We start from the raw sequence: 17526 nt of genomic DNA, 5'->3' as shown, positions 1-17526 counted from the left end.
GATATCACGGAGAAAAATGACACGTTGGGCATTGTTCGTCGTCTCCCGCCCCTGGTGGATTCTCGGTGTCATCATGGTGACAGTTGCCGCCAGCGGGATATGGGGCATCGGAGTCTTCCGCGAGATGGGGCAGAGCGGATTCACCGATCCGGGTAGCGATTCCGCCGAGGTCGCGCGTACCGTCGAGGCCGATTTCGGGCCACAAACCCCCGACATCGTCGCGATCTACACCCCCGCGGCAGGTGTTGAACTCACCGACCTCACCAGCGGGGCAACGGAGATGCTCGACAAGTTCACCGCATCGGTACCCACTCATTCGGTGAAGTCGTATTGGTCATCGACCCCACCCGAACAAATTCTTCTGCGTTCGACAGACGGAACCAAAGCCGCCATCGCAATCACCCTCGACCCAGGACCTCGAGGTCAAGAAGCGAACACCGCAGAGATGCTGCCCCTACTCGAACTCCAGGGAGCGCAAGCGGAATTCGCTGGCGGCTCGATAGTCGGGACAGCCTTCAACCACCGTCTGCAGTCCGACCTCGTCCGGGCGGAATCGATTGCACTGCCCATCACACTGATCCTGTTGATTTTCATCTTCGGTGGGTTGATCGCTGCAGCGGTCCCCGTCTTCGTCGGGATCTTCGCGATCATCATCTCCCTTGCAGCACTACGACTTCTGACTCTACTCACCGAAGTGAATTCGTTCGCCCTCAACGTTGCCTCCCTCATCGGGCTCGGACTCGCGATCGACTACGGGCTTTTCATCGTCAGCCGTTTCCGTGAAGAACTCACCGCATCCGGAGGCGACGCTCGCGAAGCGGCACTCCGGACGACCATGACGGCCGGGAGAACAGTCATGTTCTCCGGCTTGCTTCTCATCTGCGCATTCGCCGGCATGCTGGTTTTTCCTCAAGCCGTGATTCGATCGTTGGGCTTCGGGGCAATCGCCGCCGTCGCCAGTGCCGCGATCTTGTCCGTCGCGGCGGTCCCCGCCGTCCTCGCCGTCCTCGGAAGCCGAATCAACGCGCTCACCTGGCGTGAACACGCCGTGCACTCAGGAGAAGCCAGAGCCCGCCGTTTCTGGGGCACTGTCGTGTCATGGGTCATGAAACGTCCCGTCGCCGTCGCAGTCACCATAGGGACGGGCTTGATGCTCATGGCCACGCCCTTGGCCAGCGCCTCACTCGGAGAGGCGACCTTCACCGCCCTCCCCGCAGACGACCCTGCACGCTCGGCTGCACAGACCTTGGTCTCCGAATTTCCCTCCACCGGCGACGGAGCGACCCTCCTCTTCCGAAGCCGGAGCGGAGCCACCCCCGACGCCGGAGCGGTCAACGCGGTCGTATCGACTGCTGCCCGAATCGACGGAATCGCCCAAGCATTCGTCGTCGCCTCGCGGGACGACACCGTCATTGCCCAAGCGCTTTTCGCGGAGATACCCCCCGACCAAGCCAGCGCCGTGATTACGAATCTACGGGCGCTACCTGCACCTGCAGATACGGAATATCTGGTCGGGGGAAGCCAAGCAACCTTCGACGACGGAAACTCCGCGATCAAGCGCTGGCTTCCGGTGATGGTGTCCATCATGATCGCCTCGACGCTGGCGCTCTTACTTCTTGCATTCGGCTCGATCGTCCTGCCCCTCAAGGCTGTGGCGATGGCATGCCTGAGTCTGGCCGCAACTTTCGGAGCGTTGACATGGATCTTCCAGTTGGGCAACGGAGCCCAGTGGATTGGCGTCACACCGGCACCCCTCGAAGCGACGTTCGTGGTCCTCATTCTCGCAGTCGTGTTCGGTCTGTCCACCGACTACGAAGTGTTCCTCATGGCACGAATGTCAGAAGCCCACAGTGCAGGAGCAACGACCGAAGAGGCCGTCCGCATCGGCGCCGAGCGCACAGGCAGGGTGATCACAGCGGCGGCGCTCCTGCTGATCGTCGTGACCGGAGCCTTCACATTGTCCGGACTGTCGATCATGAGGTTCTTGGGTGTCGGAATGATTCTGGCATTGGTACTCGATGCCACACTCGTACGGATGCTCCTGGTCCCGGCGTTGGTGAAACTGATGGGAGAAGCCAATTGGTGGGCGCCTCAATGGTTGTCGCGCATCCATTCACAGATCGGCATCGGCGGCTCTTCCACGACCGCGCCAACACCCTCCGAACACATCCACGCCGCAACCCTCAAGTAACAGTCGAGACTTTATGGCAGAATGACGATGTCGGGCCTCATCCGACCCACCCGGCCGACACCGGACCTCAACAGTCGACGTCGGTGTGCGAATCGCCGAAAACTCCCGCATCACAGGAAGTTCTGCCATATGCCCCAACGACGACGTTCAAAATTCTCGCTGGTCCTCGGCTCCGTCGCAGCCCTCGCCGTCGCCAGCCCCTTCATCTCCCATGTCACGACGGACACCTCACCCGAAGTCCGCTCCGCACAGTCTTCGTCAGCCTCCGAATCTGCGGCACAGATAGCCGACGTCGCCCTTGCGAGCATTCCGGATCTCTCGATACCCCTCAAAGAGTTCACGGGCATCGACCTCTCAGCCCTGCTCAGGCTGGGATTGAATGTCCTTGCCGCAGCCACCGGCACTGATCTGCCCACCGATGATCCACGTTCGAAACCGAAGGTCGATTCCGAACCGTCACCGAGGCAGGAGATCCCTTCGGAGATGTCGGTCAAGGAGATCACCAGGGAAGAGCCATTTCGGATGGTCGCGTTGACATCGAATGGCCCCACAGCGCCGGCAGCGGCCGTACGAGCGCGCCAATCGGACGGAGGCTGGGGCCCATGGCTTTCGACCGCGCCAGCCGACACATCGCCGGGCCGGCACTTGCAAGGCACGGACCCGGTATTCGTCGGAACCACGAATACCGTTCAACTCCTCGTCCCCTCCATCCAGAATCCGGCCGTGCCGAGTGAGCAACCACGACCACCGCTTCCCGTCGTCCCTCCCCTCGTTACCGCCTACACCCCTGCGGCCCTGACACAACCATTGGTCCGCTCCCCAGCGAAAGAAGGTGATCTCTCCGCCGTACTCATCGAGCCCGGCAGCGGTCCCGCATCTCCCCTGAAATCAGCCGACACCAATGCAAGTCCGGGATTCTCCGTGATCACCCGTGCACAATGGGGAGCCGACGAGTCCCTTCGATGCGAGGCACCCGTCTACGACGAGTTCCTCGGGGGAGCTGTCGTTCACCACACCGCCGGAAGCAACGAATATTCCAAGGAAGAATCCGCCGACATCGTGCGTGGTATTTATGCCTACCACGCACAAACGCTCGGATGGTGCGACATCGGCTACAACGCGCTCGTCGACAAATACGGTCAAATCTTCGAAGGCCGAGCCGGCGGCCTGGACAAGCCCGTCCAGGGAGCACACACCGGCGGATTCAATGAAAACACAGTAGGCGTGGCAATGATGGGCGACTACACGTCAACCCAGCCGACCTCCTCCGAAATCAACACCGTGGGAACCTTTCTGGGGTGGCGACTGAAACTGGCCGGCCTGGATCCACTAGGACGCACGACCATGTACTCGGAAGGAACCGAATTCACGTCCTTCCCCGAAGGGGCCGCCGTCGACATCCCGATCATTTCTGCGCACCGCGACCTCGGCAACACCGCCGATCCCGGCGAACAGGGGTACGCACAAATGGATACCATTCGAACTATTGCGGCCTCATACGGCGACGGTTCCGACCCGACGCCACAGACCGCCACCCCCTCCGACAACTCCAGCCTGAAACCCCCTGTCAGCACAACACATTCGAACCCACAAGAGTCCGCAACCGCGACGAAGTGGGCCGCCTCAGGCGCCCAGGACGGACCCCTGGGAGGTCCGGTCGAAACCGATTCCCCCACCCCCGGCGGCCTCATCCGAACCAATTATCAAAATGGCGCTATCTACGAAATCGCCGGCAACGCCTGGGTAGTCCTCGGCCGAATCTACGAGGCATGGAAAGCCGCAGGCGCGGAGAACAGCATGCTCGGCCTCCCCATCAGCGATGAGTACAACACCGTGAACGGCCCACGCTCCGACTTCGAGGGTGGGTCCCTGCTGTTCGACCCACATACCGGAGCGGTCTCTCGGCTACCGTGACATCGCCGAGAGAGTCAAGGACGCCACGAGTCCTTCTCTCGCAGAAACGGACTCAACTGAACGCCCACCACAAGGAGTGGAGTTGACACTCCCGAGTCCCTCGCAGGATTCGGGAGTGCGACAGGCTTCTCGGGCTCACTCGGGACATCGCAACTGTCAATGTCGTCCTAGGACCGTTCGGGGACCGCAGTGCCGATCAAGTCCTTCGATACAGGAGGGCGCACTCTGCACGCCCGCTCGCCTTTCAGCCGCTGCCGAAACGCGCCCGCCATCAAAGCCAGTGAAATCAGTCCCAAGACCGGTTGTATCGGTGCCCACAGATTCAACGCACCCGTCACACCGACAGTCATGATCACCAATTTGTTGCACACCGGACAGCCGACGGCCAACAGAGCCAGCGCATTACTGCCAATGCCCACACGCGAGGGGGCTGCAGAACTGGATTGCGTGCGCACGTACGTTGCGAGTATCAATCCGCTCAATATCGCGGTCGCGATCCACACCGGATAGTTCCACCACAGCACCGGAGTCATCCGCTGGTAGAACGGGCTCGGGACTATCCCGGCGGGGACGCCCACGATGAGCGCTGCAACCACCGCCCCTGCCGACGCCGTGATCCAACGCCAGAGCGACCAATTCGTCATCGCCGATGCCCCCTCGTACTGTGAACTACTAAAAGAGATAGTAGTTCACAGTACGAGGCGACCGGAAACGACAATCCTTCCGGTCGACGACGTGCAACCCACCCGAGGCGGGGTATCACCTGACGTTCAGGTCGCATCACTCGTAGATCTCCGCCGTATTCAGTGCACCTCTCGTCAGTCTCTACCGCCGCACGCTCCGGACACACCAATGACGAACGTCATTTCATCCCGTCGTCGGGCGCACAATGGGATGAGCTGATCGTTGCACGGTCACACTCCTCACAGACCTCGCACATTCGTGGACTGCGCCGCTCACGTGAACAGGAGGGCTGCCGATGGATCTCACCTACACGATCTCCGACGGTGCGCCGTCGATCCCGGTCACCTATCCACTTGTGCGGGCCGATTCGCGCACGACGGCACTATTCTGCGCCTACCCGCTCTCTGCTGTTGTCTCGCCATTCCATGGCGGATCCGAGACGGAGTCAGGAAACGCCCCGTTATCTTTTAGCTGGTCCTTGAAACCGAGGGCTACGGTCGCCAGACCCGGTATGACTTCTCGCCCCTGTCATCAATGATCCGGGGGGTGGTGTCGCCGGGTGTGGGGCGTCGACGGACCGCTGATAGACCTCCGATCAACGCAAGTCGTCAAGCAGCTGCCGGTTCCGCATCATGAACGGAGCCGGGAAAGGCCTTCGATGCGTCGTAGGTTTGACCGGTCTGAAGGCAGTGATAGAGCTGACCCAGAAGTCGATTGAAGACGTTGCGCAGCGCCGCAGCATGCCGGTCACCGTGTGTTCGACGCCGGTCATACTGGTCCTTGACCGGGCCCGGTCGCGGGATCGCCGCAAAGGCCCAGACGAAGCCCACCGCTGCAAGCCTGTTGTTCTTCACATGCCGGTGGGTCACACAGGTGCTGCGCCCGGACGCCCGTGTCACGGGCGCGGAGCCGGCGAATGCCTTGAGCCCGCGAGCGTCGGCGAACCGGCCGCGGTCATCGCCGATTTCTGCCAGGACGCGGGCCCCTGTGGACTCACCGAGACCGGGGAAGCTGGTGATGACCTCGAAGTCGGGATGCCGCCGAAATGCTTCGGTGGCTGCCTCATTGAGTTCATCGGCGTTTTCGCACTCGACGTTCAGAGTGCCGAGCAAGGCGATCGTTTGACGGCCAAACGCCTTCTCCACCAGCAGGGGTTGTCGCAGTTGTGGTCGCCGCAGCGCCTCTAGGATTCGGGTCGCGGTGTCCTCGAGCCGACGTTGCCGGCCCGCCCGGCGCAGTGCGCTAACGATGCGAGTCTTGGTCAAGCGGGCGCCCTGCGCTGGTGTTGGTGCGATCGCGAGTATCGCGCGGGCATCTGGCATCGCGAGGTTGGTGTGACTACTGCCGGCGAATGCCGCGAGGAAGCCCGGATAGTACTCGCGCAGCAGTGCCCGCAGTTCCTGGGTTGCCTTGGTGCGCCGCCAGATCGCATCCTGAGCAGCGCGGGCGAGCACCGTGATCGCCCGCGCGAGGTCGCTGTCGGCAGGCAACGTCCGGTGCGCGTGCGCATCGGTACGCAAAATGTTCGCCAGCATCATCGCGTCCACGTGATCGGATTTCTTCCGTGCCATCGAGTGCCGATCGCGGTACCGGGCCACCGCCATCGGGTTGATGGCATAGACCGCTCTCCCCGTTCCACGTAGCGCCGCGACGAGCAGGCCACGTGATGTCTCGATCGCCACGGGAATCGGTTCGTCGGGCGAATCACCCGCCTCGGACAGCAACCCAAGTAATTGACCGAATCCTTCAGCGCTGTCATCGATCCGGAGTTTGGCGACCAACAGGCCGTCACCGTCAACGATTGCCACATCATGGTGACGTTCGGCCCAATCAATCCCACAGAATAGTTTCACGAACCTCTACCTTTCGACGTCTGATCTCCTTCGCGTGGCTTCCCCACCCAACGAGAACGCGCGGCACCCTAATGACGAGGCTCGATGGCCTTCCCTCCGATGAGCCGTTCACGATCCCAGCGATCCGTACGGTTCCGGTCTCGTTTGAGAGCTTCAAAGCTCGCGAACTACGAGGTATCGATCCGTGCGGACGGGCTTGGACCACAACCAACAACATTGAGGACCAACAAGCGAGTGGTGGTCCCGACACGCCGCAGCGCCGATCTATCAGGAGGGATCGCATGTCCCCTGGGACAGGGCAGGCATCTATCGGTCGGCCGGGACCACCAGCGGCGAACAACCACAGCAGACCAGCACCCGTTCCGCAGCGACCGTTCGGATGTCATTAGGGACAGGGCCGCTGATCGTGAGCAGGTCTCTTCATAACGTGGGTGTCGGGTGTTGACGTCGGATCGGCGACCGGTGGTGACCGGACGAAGGACTGCTTCATGGACACGAGTTACGCCGTGTTTTGCGGCATCGACGTGGGAAAATCCGAACATCACTCCGTCGGTCTCGCCGTCGACGGAACCCGTCTCTACGACAAAGCCCTACCCAATGACGAGGACCGCCTGCGCGCTGTGTTCGACCGCCTCGCCACACACGGGCCGCTGTTGATCGTCGTCGATCAGCCCAACACGATCGGCGCCCTGCCGGTCACCGTCGCCCGATCCTGCGGGCACCAGGTCGCGTACCTTCCAGGTCTGTCGATGCGCCGCATCGCAGATCTGTATCCCGGGCAAGCCAAAACTGATGCGCGGGATGCGTTCATCATCGCCGATACGGCCCGGACCATGCCCCACACGCTGCGGCGAGTAGATACCGGCGATGACACACTCGCCGAGCTGGATGTGCTGATCGGTTTCGATGACGATCTCGCCGGCGAAGCAACCCGCATCAGCAACCGAATCCGCGGCTGCCGAGACTGTTCTGCCCAAACTGGCGGACTCGCTCAAAGAGACACTGCAACAAAGAAAAACAATCGCTGTGGACGTCGAGAGGATGCTCGATGCCCACCCTCTTTCCTCCGTCCTGATCTCGATGCCAGGCATCGGAATCAGGACAGCAGCACGCATCCTCCTCGAAGTCGGTGACGGTTCGGCATTCAAATCAGCCGGACACCTCGCCGCGTACGCCGGCATCGCACCCGTGACCCACCGATCGGCAACCTCGATCCGCGGTGAACACCCCGCGAGGTCGGGCAACCGGAAACTCAAACGAGCACTTTTTCTTTCGGCCTTTGCCGCGCTGCACGACCCCACCAGCCGCGCCTACTACGACCGAAAACGAGCCGAAGGCAAGAAACACAACGCGGCGCTCATCTGCCTCGCCCGCCGCCGATGCGACGTCCTATTCGCCATGCTCAAGACCAAAACCCTCTACCAACCTCCCACAACTCAAGCCGCTTGACAGAAACCATAGGGACACCCCCCCAACAACCACCCCAGGGACATGCCATCACCGCAGGTCAAATCCTAAAACGCCGACACCGAACCCACCCACACCAACCAGACTCATAGCGTGGATGCCACCGCACTAGGTCATGTACCTCATCGATCTTCTTCAGGCCAGAGCAACATTTGCGCCGTACAGAAAGTAAAACTGCGTTTTCGTAATCGCCTCACGCGCTGCGTGCTGCGTCAGGTCGGTTCGGATAGCGGCAAGTCCTCCGCCCACTACGGCAGCAGTGCTGGAGAGCATGAGTGCGACTGCTGACGGGAGGGCCGATGCCGGGCCGGCGGCAATTCCCAACCCGACAGCACCCACTAGTCCCGAAAGCGCCGCAGGGTCCGACGCAACTCGGCGAACCTTCTCTCGCAGAGAGGAATTCTGTTCGATCATGGCTTCAATTTCAGCCAATGCAGGCGCGACGGTGGTAGTCCATGCCTCGTCGATCTCGTGAGCAAATTGGGGATCTTCGGGAGCAGTTTCAATGTCTTTGGTGATCTGACGAACGCCTTGCCGGAACCTGTGGAGCGGGTCGCGCAGTTCCTGGCGAATGTCGAGGATTTCGGACATGTTCGCGTGTTCGAAGTTCGGCAGGCGATCGAAAAGCCCAGTGGCGAGGGAAGCGTCGCGGCCTCGCCGGCGAGCTGACGGGGGCGGGCTGAAGATTCCTTCCTCTACCCCGAGGTTAACCAGGTTGTTCGTCGTCGTATCGAAGAGCGGATACGTGTTCTGGCTCGTCAGTGCTTGTTGCACACGTGCAAAATACCTCGCGGCGATGTCGTCGTCAGCGTCGTCGCCGACGTTGCGGACATCGATGTCGGGTAGTGGATCAATGGTCAGCAGCCCTGCGTCCATAGCGAGTGCCAGTTCCCGATATCGCATCTTCTCCAAGCTTTCACCGATTCGGTCTTGAAGTTCTGTGATGCCGGGACGGATCGCGTCGAACAACTCTCCGAGCGCCTGGCGCCGCCGTTTGCGTTGCGTGCTGTTAAGCTGGTTGCCAGGGGGAAGTGAACGCACCCTATGGAGAATTTCTTTGAGCTGGTGTGTAGCTTGTGGCGCGTAAACCGGCGCGACCGCCACCAAGAGTTCGAGCATCTCCAAATCCGGGGCATCCTCGACGACCGCGATCGAATGAATGAGAGTGGCACGTGGGCTGATGAGCGTGACCGTATCGGCGTATAGCAGAGCCGACTGCGATTGCCGGATCTCATCTCCGAGGTTCAGCAGGGATGCAGCCGGCGCAGTTGCGACCGACATATGGAGATCCGTTGACGTCAAGGACTTTTGACTAATTCCCCGCCGTTTATGGGCTTTCCGCACGGTTTCTCTCCATTGATCGGTTTAAGACCACCGTAATCTCACAATCACCACCCCGATCGTCAGATCAGCTCGTGTCGGCGAGGCACTCGCCGCATTGTCGCACTAGATGGCGGTCTGAAACCGTCAGGCCACTTCGTTTCACTGTCGTATTTGATCGACTCAAGGTTGGTCTCCTCCACCGACGCTTTTGTAAGATCCGCACCGGACAAGTCCGCGCGTCGCAGATTCGCACCATTGAGGTTGGATCGACTCAAGTCGACGTCGAACAAGTCAGCGTCTACGAACACCGAATCCTTCAGATCCATCCCGTCGAAATAGGCGCTCGTAATGTCGACGCCGCGCAGATCAAGTCTCAGCCCAATGTCAGCCCACAGGCCCCCGGCTTCTTCGCCATTCTTCTCGAACTGCAGATGTATCCGGAACTGGCTGATTATTGCCTCGTTCACTATTCGCTGAGCTTTTACTCGTGCGCGCGACTCATCGTTCGGACCAGTGACATCCGGGACTTTGCGATTATTTTGACGGAGGTAGGCACACAGGGTGTCTGTGATCGTCTCGCACTCAGCTCGCACGATGTTCTCCCGAGCGGTGACATTCTTCTTGCGTCGAAGCCGGAGCCAGTCGTCAGCCAAACCGACGAAGGCGTAAACCCCTGCTACCCGAATCGCGAAGTGCGACTCATCAGCGAGCTGCTTCGCAGCCCCCTCGAATCGACTCCACAGATCTTTCTCGGCATCTTCGAGCCGAGTTCTGTCAGCATTTGCGGTCTGAGCCATCGCCAATCGCGCGGCACCAGCCGATGCAATCGACGCCGCCACAATCGCGCCCAACGGGGCCAATACTGCGCTGTACCGCACTACCAGCCATTCCTTCGAGATCCCCACGACAACCAGCGCGAGCAAAGCGACGGCAGAAACCGCAGCGGAACCCGCCGAGACCCGAAACCACAGGTGTCGACGGCACGTGAAAACTGATCAAGTACGGCAATTCAATATTGGGCTCTTCGCGCTTGAGCGGGGTGCCCGGTAGTTGATGGGGCTCGTGGCCCCGACATGCTGTTGGTTCCTCACAACGCGACAACAGCGAGGCCACGAGCATGAACGAGGGTACGTCAGTGCTGCTCGGGCTGGAGGACGAGTTCACCGTCCTGCAGCTCGAACGAATCGATGCCGACACGGTGCGTGTCGTCATCGAGGTCATCGACCCGGAGGGCGCCTGCCCCGAGTGCGGGGTGCTCACCTCAAGGATCAAGGAGCGGCCACTGGTTCGAGTCAAGGACTTGCCTGCCTCCGGCCAAAGAACCGATCTGTGGTGGCTCAAACGGCGCTTGGTGTGCCGCGAACCGGCCTGTGGGACAGCGACATTCACGCAGCAGTCCCGCGCTGTGCCGGCACGGTCGCGGCTCACGACCCGGCTACGAGAGAAGATCGGTTCGGCGATCGCGTCGGGCAACCGCGCCGTCAGCGAGGTCGCTAGCGAGTACCAGGTGGCGTGGTCGACCGCGCACCGGGCGCTCATCGCACTGGCCAACCAGTGGCTGCCCGAGCCGGAACCCACCCGCGTGCTCGGCATCGACGAGACCCGCGCCCGGTCGGTGCGCTGGGTGCTCGAAGAGGCCGGCTGGACACGGTCGAACCCGTGGATGACCTCGTTCGTCAACGCCGACCCCACCCTGCCCGGGCACCTTCTCGGGCTGACCCCGGGACGCTCCGGGGCGTGCGTGATCGACTGGCTCGCGCTGCAGACACCCGCGTTCCGGGCCGGCATCGACCTGGTCGTGATCGACCCGTCCGCGCCGTACGCGGGCGGGATCCGCACCGCCCTGCCGGACGCGCGGATCGCAGTCGACAAGTGGCATCTCGTCGCCCTCGCCAACCTCATGGTCACCCAGGTCCGTCAACGGATCACCCGGCAACTGCACGGCCGCCGCGGCACCGCCACCGACAAAGTCTGGGCCAGCCGGCAACTGCTGCTCACCGGCAACTGCACGGCCGCCGCGGCACCGCCACCGACAAAGTCTGGGCCAGCCGGCAACTGCTGCTCACCGGCAACTGCACGGCCGCCGCGGCACCGCCACCGACAAAGTCTGGGCCAGCCGGCAACTGCTGCTCACCGGCTACGAGCACCTCACCGTGAAGCAAAAGGCCCGGTTCAACGCCGCCCTCGCCGCCGAGGATCCGACCAACGAGATCGCCGCCGCGCATGCCGTCAAGGAACGCCTGCGCCTGCTGCTGGCCGAACACCAGCCGCACCAGATCCGGCGCAGGCTGTACGACTTCTACGACGCCGCCGCCCGCGCCGACATGGAGGAAACCAGCCGCCTGGCGACCACGATCGACACCTGGTGGCCAGCGGTGCTCGTCGCGCTCACCGAGGACGTGACCAACGCCCGCACCGAGGGCTTCAACCGGATCATCAAGCAAACCAAGCGTGTCGGATGCGGCTTCACCAACATGGACAACTACCGAAGGCGCATCATGGTCCACATCGCCCTCACCCGAGGGCAGAGACCAGCAGCATGAAATCAGCACACGCCCCGCTCAAATGCGGAGAGCCATTTATCTCTGCAGTAAACGCCCGGCCCGTCTTCGGCGCCTCGTGACACACATGCCTTCCCGCTCGGGTTGCGGCGGGCCATAATTCGCCTTTCACGTGCCCGGCTTGCCGTCTTCGGAGCTGGGCCTTGACACCCCTGCACCGGGTACCCCCGCATCAGTACCGCACCTGCCGCTGGGCAGTCGATGCATCACCTGTCCGAACGGAATCGACCGCCCCCACGCTGATCACTGCTCCCACACCGCCGAAGCACTTCAACCGATCCGTCACTGCAGCATCATCGAGAAGCCGTCCTCGACACCGGCAGGTCCCGGGCCCGCTGGCTGTGATGTCTTCGCGCTGGCGGCGTCGGCGGGGAGAGGATTTCGCAGTGAGCAGCACCGCTCTCTCCGGGATCGAGGCGACCACCGAATCCGGCCCGCGGTGCTGCACGAAACCTTCGGGGCTCCATCGAGCCAGTGGCAATCGGCCCGTGGTTGCCTCACCATGGAGCGATGACTGCTAAGCGTTGCCGATCCACCGCCGATCCTGCCGAACCCCTTTCCGATGCCGAGCTGCTCATCGGCCTGGTGGTCTCACCATCCCTGAGTGCGATGCTCGGCCCCGAGGTCACCACCTCGGTGCGCAAGATTTTGGTGCAGCGGTATCCGGGAGTGCGCTGGCAACTGAAGATGGCCGAAGACCGGCTGGTCGATCCACCCACCGAGACCTTGGACCTGCTGGAGGCGGCCCGAAACCGCGTGCTGGAGGAGAACTGGGATTTGGCCGTGGTGCTCACCGAGATCCCCCTGAAGACCGGCCGACGTCCGGTGCTCACCCAGCTCAGCCCCGTGCACGGGGTAGGACTGGTCTCCGTCCCAACCCTGGGAGCCGTGCACGTGCGGCAGAAGGTGCAAGAGACCACCGTGCACGTGGTCGGGCAGCTCCTGGGCTACGACGCCGAAGACCTCAACGCCCAGCGGGATCTTGCTCGAAGAGCCCACCAGCTGTCCACCGATCTCGACGAACGCCCGGACGACAACGTCGTGCAGTTCACGGCCCGAGTGCTGAGCGGCAACGTGCGGTTGCTGCTGGGCATGATCCGCGCCAACCAGCCTTGGGCCTTCGTGGCCCGGCTCTCCCGGGCGATGGTCGTGGCAGCGGCCACCGGCATGCTGACATTGGTGGCCTCGGACCTATGGGTACTGGCCATGGCCTACGGGCCGGTGCGCCTGGTCCTGCTGGCGGTGATGGCGATCGGGGCGGTGAGTGCCACCCTGATCCTGGGAGCCGACTTGTGGGAGCGCCCACGGCGGCGAGCCCAACGTGAGCAGGTGATCCTGTTCAATTTGGCCACCACCGCGACCGTGGCCATCGGGGTTGTGGTGTTCTACCTCGGCTTATTCATCCTGTCCTGGGTCGGCGCGCTGCTGCTCATCGACGAGCAGGTACTGGCCGGTGTCGCCGGTCACCCAGTGAACGCTTTGGACTACGCGAAGATCAGCTGGCTCACCGCCAGCCTGGCCACCGTGGGCGGAGCACTAGGAGCTGGACTGGAGGACGACGATGTGGTGCGCGCCGCTGCCTACACCCGGTCCAGCACCTGACACAGCCCCAGCACAGAAGAAACTGAAACATCTACGCGTTGATGCCACGTCTATGCAGGTGTCATTGCCGGTCGCGATGACTTGGTGGGCTCAGCGCAGTGCGCTGCCTCGTACTCGGCGGGTGGGGCGTTGCCGAGGCGGGTGTGCGGGCGGGCGCTGTTGTACCTGTCGATCCGGGATCCGCACCGCCCTGCCGGACGCGCGGATCGCAGTCGACAAGTGGCATCTCGTCGCCCTCGCCAACCTCATGGTCACCCAGGTCCGTCAACGGATCACCCGGCAACTGCACGGCCGCCGCGGCACCGCCACCGACAAAGTCTGGGCCAGCCGGCAACTGCTGCTCACCGGCTACGAGCACCTCACCGTGAAGCAAAAGGCCCGGTTCAACGCCGCCCTCGCCGCCGAGGATCCGACCAACGAGATCGCCGCCGCGCATGCCGTCAAGGAACGCCTGCGCCTGCTGCTGGCCGAACACCAGCCGCACCAGATCCGGCGCAGGCTGTACGACTTCTACGACGCCGCCGCCCGCGCCGACATGGAGGAAACCAGCCGCCTGGCGACCACGATCGACACCTGGTGGCCAGCGGTGCTCGTCGCGCTCACCGAGGACGTGACCAACGCCCGCACCGAGGGCTTCAACCGGATCATCAAGCAAACCAAGCGTGTCGGATGCGGCTTCACCAACATGGACAACTACCGAAGGCGCATCATGGTCCACATCGCCCTCACCCGAGGGCAGAGACCAGCAGCATGAAATCAGCACACGCCCCGCTCAAATGCGGAGAGCCCAATATTGACCCCTGACCGCCGATCCTGGCTCTAGTCGAGCCAGGAGGGACGAAGGGATGCTGTCCGTGGAAGATTGGGCCGAAATCCGGCGTCTGCATCGAAGCGAAAGGTTGCCGATCAAGGCAATCGCTCGCCTGATGGGAGTTTCCCGCAACACCGTCCGCTCGGCGTTAGCCGCCGACGGACCACCGAAATATCAACGCGCCAAATCTGGTTCGATCGTCGACGTCGTCGAACCCCGCATTCGGGAGTTGCTCCACGAGTTCCCGACGATGCCCGCAACGGTGATCGCCGAACGCATCGGCTGGGACCGCTCAATCCGAACCCTGAGCACAAGGGTTGCCGAACTCCGACCGGTCTATCTGCCGCCGGACCCGGCTTCACGAACCACGTATCTTCCCGGCGAGATCGCTCAGTGCGACTTCTGGTTCCCTCCGATCACTCTGCCGATCGATCACGGCCATGTTCGGACCGCGACGAAACTACCGGTCTTGACGATGACCTGCGGATATTCGCGCTGGTTCTCTGCCTTGTTGATTCCCACCCGCGGCGCCGAAGACCTGTTCGCCGGCTGGTGGCACCTGATCGTCGGGCTCGGCGCAGTGCCCCGAGTACTTGTCTGGGACGGCGAAGGTGCCATCGGCCGATGGCGGCACCGCAAGGTGGAACTAACGCAGGACTGCCAGGGATTTCGCGGCACTCTCGGTGCGAAAGTGCTCGTCTGTAAGCCGGCCGATCCGGAAGCGAAGGGCATCATCGAACGCAATCACGACTATCTGGAGACCTCGTTTCTGCCCGGCCGTTCGTTCACCGGTCCCAATGATTTCAACCGGCAACTGTCGGCGTGGTTAGCGATCGCGAACAGCCGTCGCAAACGCGCCCTCGGCTGCGCCCCGGCCGATCGCATCGATGCCGACCGCGCCCGAATGCTCGAGTTGCCGCCCGTGCCACCGGTGACCGGATGGCAGTACTCGACCAGACTGGCCCGCGATCACTACATCCGACTCGATTCGAACGACTACTCGGTGCATCCGTCGGTGATCGGACAGCGCATCGAGGTCACCGCCGATCTGGCCCGGGTGCGAGTGTGGTGCGCGGGCCGGTGCGTCGCTGATCATGTTCGGGCGTGGGCGAAACATCAGACGATCTCCGATTCCGATCACGTGAAAGCTGCTGTCACACTGCGCCATAACCGCATCACAGTGGTTCACCCGGCGGCTGAACCGGAGGTTCAGATTCGATCGCTGAGCGATTACGACGCCATGTTCGACGTCCCTGACTACGATGGAACGGAGGCACTATGACCACCAACAACAGCGGAACCCGGCAGCCTCAGCATGATCTGACCGCCGAGTTGAATTTCCTGTCCCGCGCCCTCAAAGCACCGACCTTGCGTGATGCCGCCGGACGATTGACCGAACGAGCACGTGAAGAGAGTTGGACTCACGAAGAATTTCTGGTCGCGTGCCTGCAGCGGGAAGTCTCCGCGCGAGAAAGTCACGGCGGCGAATCCCGGATCCGCGCCGCTCGTTTCCCTGCCCGTAAATCGTTGGAGGAGTTCGACTTCGACCACGCTCGCGGTCTGCAGCGTGATGCCATTGCGCATCTGAACACCTGGCACGGTCGTCCCCACGACCGGCGCAGCGACGTCGCCGCGCTGCAGGACCTGCTGCCGACGGTGCGGTCCACCGTGCACGTCCCGGTCCTGACCGACGCCCTCGCTGTCGCCGATGCTCACGCATGGGCCGACATCCTCGCTCGCCCCGCGCCGGTGCAGTTCGAGCGAGTCGATTTCAACGACCCCTTGTGGGTGCTGTACTCGTCCGGGACCACCGGAATACCGAAAGGCATCGTGCATTCACACGGCGGAGTCCTGCTCGAACATTACAAGCTGCTCGGCCTGCACCACGACCTCGGGCCGGGAGACCGCTTCTTCTGGTACACCACCACTAATTGGATGATGTGGAACCTCGTCGTGTCCGGACTCCTGCTCGGGTCGACCATCGTCGTCTATGACGGCAGTCCGACGTATCCGAACCCGCAGCGCCTGTGGACGATCGCCGCGGACTGCCGAGCCCGCGTCCTCGGAGTCAGCCCCGGATACCTGCTCACCTGCGCCAAAATGGGTGTCGAACCCGCCCGAAACCTCGATCTAAGCCACCTCAAGATACTCGGATCCACGGGCGCACCCCTGGCCGAGCAACAGTACGACTGGGTCCGCGGCCACGTCGGATCGACGATCCAGGTGGCCTCCGTCAGCGGCGGAACCGACGTGGTGAGCGGGTTCGCCGGCAGCGCCCCGAACACGGCGGTGTGGGCGGGCGAGCTGTCCGCACCGATGCTGGGTGTGGCCCTGGAAGCCCGCGACGAGAACGGTCGGCCCGTCATTGGCGACGTCGGCGAGTTGGTGGTCACCGAACCGATGCCCTCGATGCCCGTCTTCTTCTGGAATGACGCGGACGGGACCCGGTATCGCACCTCCTACTTCGAGACCTATCCCGGTCTCTGGCGTCACGGCGACTGGGTAATCGTGACCGAACGCGGCAGCGTCGTCGTGACCGGTCGATCGGATGCAACGCTGAACCGTCATGGAGTGCGCTTCGGAAGCGCCGACATCTACGACATCGTCGAAGACCTGCCGGAAGTCGGCGAGGCACTCGTCGTCGGAATCGAACTCGACGGCGGCGGCTACTGGATGCCGCTGTTCGTCGTCCCCGCACGGGGAAGGTCACTCGACCAGGAGCTCCGCGAGCGCATCACCACCGCGATCCGAACCCACGCGTCCCCTCGCCATGTTCCCGACGAGATCATCGAAGTACCCGCCATCCCGCACACCCGCACCGGCAAGAAGATCGAGATACCGATCAAACGCATCGTCCAAGGAGCGGACGTCGATCGCATCATCGGATCCGACACGATCGACGACCCCGACGCCCTGCGGTACTTCACCCGGTTCACCCGCACCGATGCCGCGAGCAGGACCCCCTGACAACCGGGGCGCATGCACCGCTTCCCTCCCTGCCACGCCATCCGAGCAACGAGCCGAGGTTCAGAAGAACGATGTTTTCCAAAGTATTGGTGGCTGCCGGGACTGTTTCGCAATCGGTGTTTTGGCCCGAGACGCTGAGTGAATGCTCGGCGA

12 protein-coding genes and 1 pseudogene are annotated in these 17526 nt (G+C 62.7%); 8 read left to right on the top strand and 5 right to left on the bottom strand.

Annotated elements, in window-relative coordinates:
- Window positions 1–16 precede the first annotated feature (16 nt).
- Together RA302_RS33480 and RA302_RS33475 are read left to right on the top strand one after the other, a co-directional pair.
- Window positions 17–2191 carry an MMPL family transporter gene (locus tag RA302_RS33480; protein ID WP_030537797.1) on the top strand — a complete coding sequence of 725 codons (2175 nt, stop codon included), beginning with the start codon at window positions 17–19 and terminating at the stop codon, window positions 2189–2191.
- 129 nt (window positions 2192–2320) lie between these two features.
- Window positions 2321–4105: an N-acetylmuramoyl-L-alanine amidase gene (locus RA302_RS33475; protein ID WP_019747354.1), complete on the top strand. Its 1785-nt coding sequence runs from the start codon at window positions 2321–2323 to the stop codon at window positions 4103–4105.
- A 167-nt stretch (window positions 4106–4272) separates the two neighbouring features.
- Here the strand turns inward: RA302_RS33475 and RA302_RS33470 are convergent, their stop codons facing one another.
- A complete protein-coding gene (locus RA302_RS33470) occupies window positions 4273–4749 on the bottom strand; it encodes a hypothetical protein (protein WP_019747353.1) in 477 nt (158 codons plus the stop codon).
- 648 nt (window positions 4750–5397) lie between these two features.
- Window positions 5398–6642 carry an IS110 family transposase gene (locus RA302_RS33465; protein WP_029537710.1) on the bottom strand — a complete coding sequence of 415 codons (1245 nt, stop codon included), beginning with the start codon at window positions 6640–6642 and terminating at the stop codon, window positions 5398–5400.
- 488 nt (window positions 6643–7130) lie between these two features.
- On the opposite strand from RA302_RS33465, the pseudogene RA302_RS33460 reads away from it, so the two are divergent.
- Window positions 7131–8091, top strand: a pseudogene (locus tag RA302_RS33460) (transposase).
- A 153-nt stretch (window positions 8092–8244) separates the two neighbouring features.
- Here the strand turns inward: RA302_RS33460 and RA302_RS33455 are convergent.
- From RA302_RS33455 to RA302_RS33445, 3 genes are all read right to left on the bottom strand, one after another.
- Complete coding sequence (locus RA302_RS33455; protein ID WP_030537799.1) at window positions 8245–9390, bottom strand: hypothetical protein; 1146 nt, start codon at window positions 9388–9390, stop codon at window positions 8245–8247.
- Window positions 9391–9512: 122 nt separating this feature from the next.
- On the bottom strand, window positions 9513–10283 hold the full coding sequence (locus RA302_RS33450) for a pentapeptide repeat-containing protein (RefSeq protein ID WP_128638078.1): 771 nt from the start codon (window positions 10281–10283) through the stop codon (window positions 9513–9515).
- Between the two features lie 584 nt (window positions 10284–10867).
- On the bottom strand, window positions 10868–11419 hold the full coding sequence (locus RA302_RS33445) for a hypothetical protein (RefSeq protein WP_269138916.1): 552 nt from the start codon (window positions 11417–11419) through the stop codon (window positions 10868–10870).
- Here RA302_RS33445 and RA302_RS33440 point away from each other — a divergent pair.
- From RA302_RS33440 to RA302_RS33420, 5 genes are all read left to right on the top strand, one after another.
- Window positions 11310–11975 carry a transposase gene (locus RA302_RS33440; protein ID WP_338481280.1) on the top strand — a complete coding sequence of 222 codons (666 nt, stop codon included), beginning with the start codon at window positions 11310–11312 and terminating at the stop codon, window positions 11973–11975. The genes RA302_RS33445 and RA302_RS33440 overlap by 110 nt on opposite strands.
- Window positions 11976–12503: 528 nt before the next feature.
- On the top strand, window positions 12504–13595 hold the full coding sequence (locus RA302_RS33435; RefSeq protein ID WP_003941566.1) for a hypothetical protein: 1092 nt from the start codon (window positions 12504–12506) through the stop codon (window positions 13593–13595).
- Window positions 13555–14349 (top strand): transposase, encoded by a 795-nt coding sequence (locus RA302_RS33430; protein WP_116058458.1) that lies wholly within the window; start codon window positions 13555–13557, stop codon window positions 14347–14349. The genes RA302_RS33435 and RA302_RS33430 overlap by 41 nt, the downstream gene beginning before the upstream one ends.
- Window positions 14350–14440: 91 nt before the next feature.
- On the top strand, window positions 14441–15688 hold the full coding sequence (gene istA / locus RA302_RS33425; RefSeq protein WP_030538092.1) for an IS21 family transposase: 1248 nt from the start codon (window positions 14441–14443) through the stop codon (window positions 15686–15688).
- The gene (locus tag RA302_RS33420; RefSeq protein WP_051721018.1) at window positions 15685–17373 is read left to right on the top strand and encodes an acetoacetate--CoA ligase; all 1689 of its coding nucleotides are present in this window, start codon (window positions 15685–15687) and stop codon (window positions 17371–17373) included. The genes istA and RA302_RS33420 overlap by 4 nt, the downstream gene beginning before the upstream one ends.
- The last annotated feature ends 153 nt before the right edge of the window (window positions 17374–17526 follow it).

The sequence above is a fragment of the Rhodococcus sp. DN22 genome, assembly GCF_036669995.1.
In the GTDB taxonomy this organism is placed as follows: domain Bacteria; phylum Actinomycetota; class Actinomycetes; order Mycobacteriales; family Mycobacteriaceae; genus Rhodococcus_F; species Rhodococcus_F erythropolis.
Note: the sequence above shows the minus strand (reverse complement) of the source record. Positions and strands in the feature narration are given on the sequence as shown.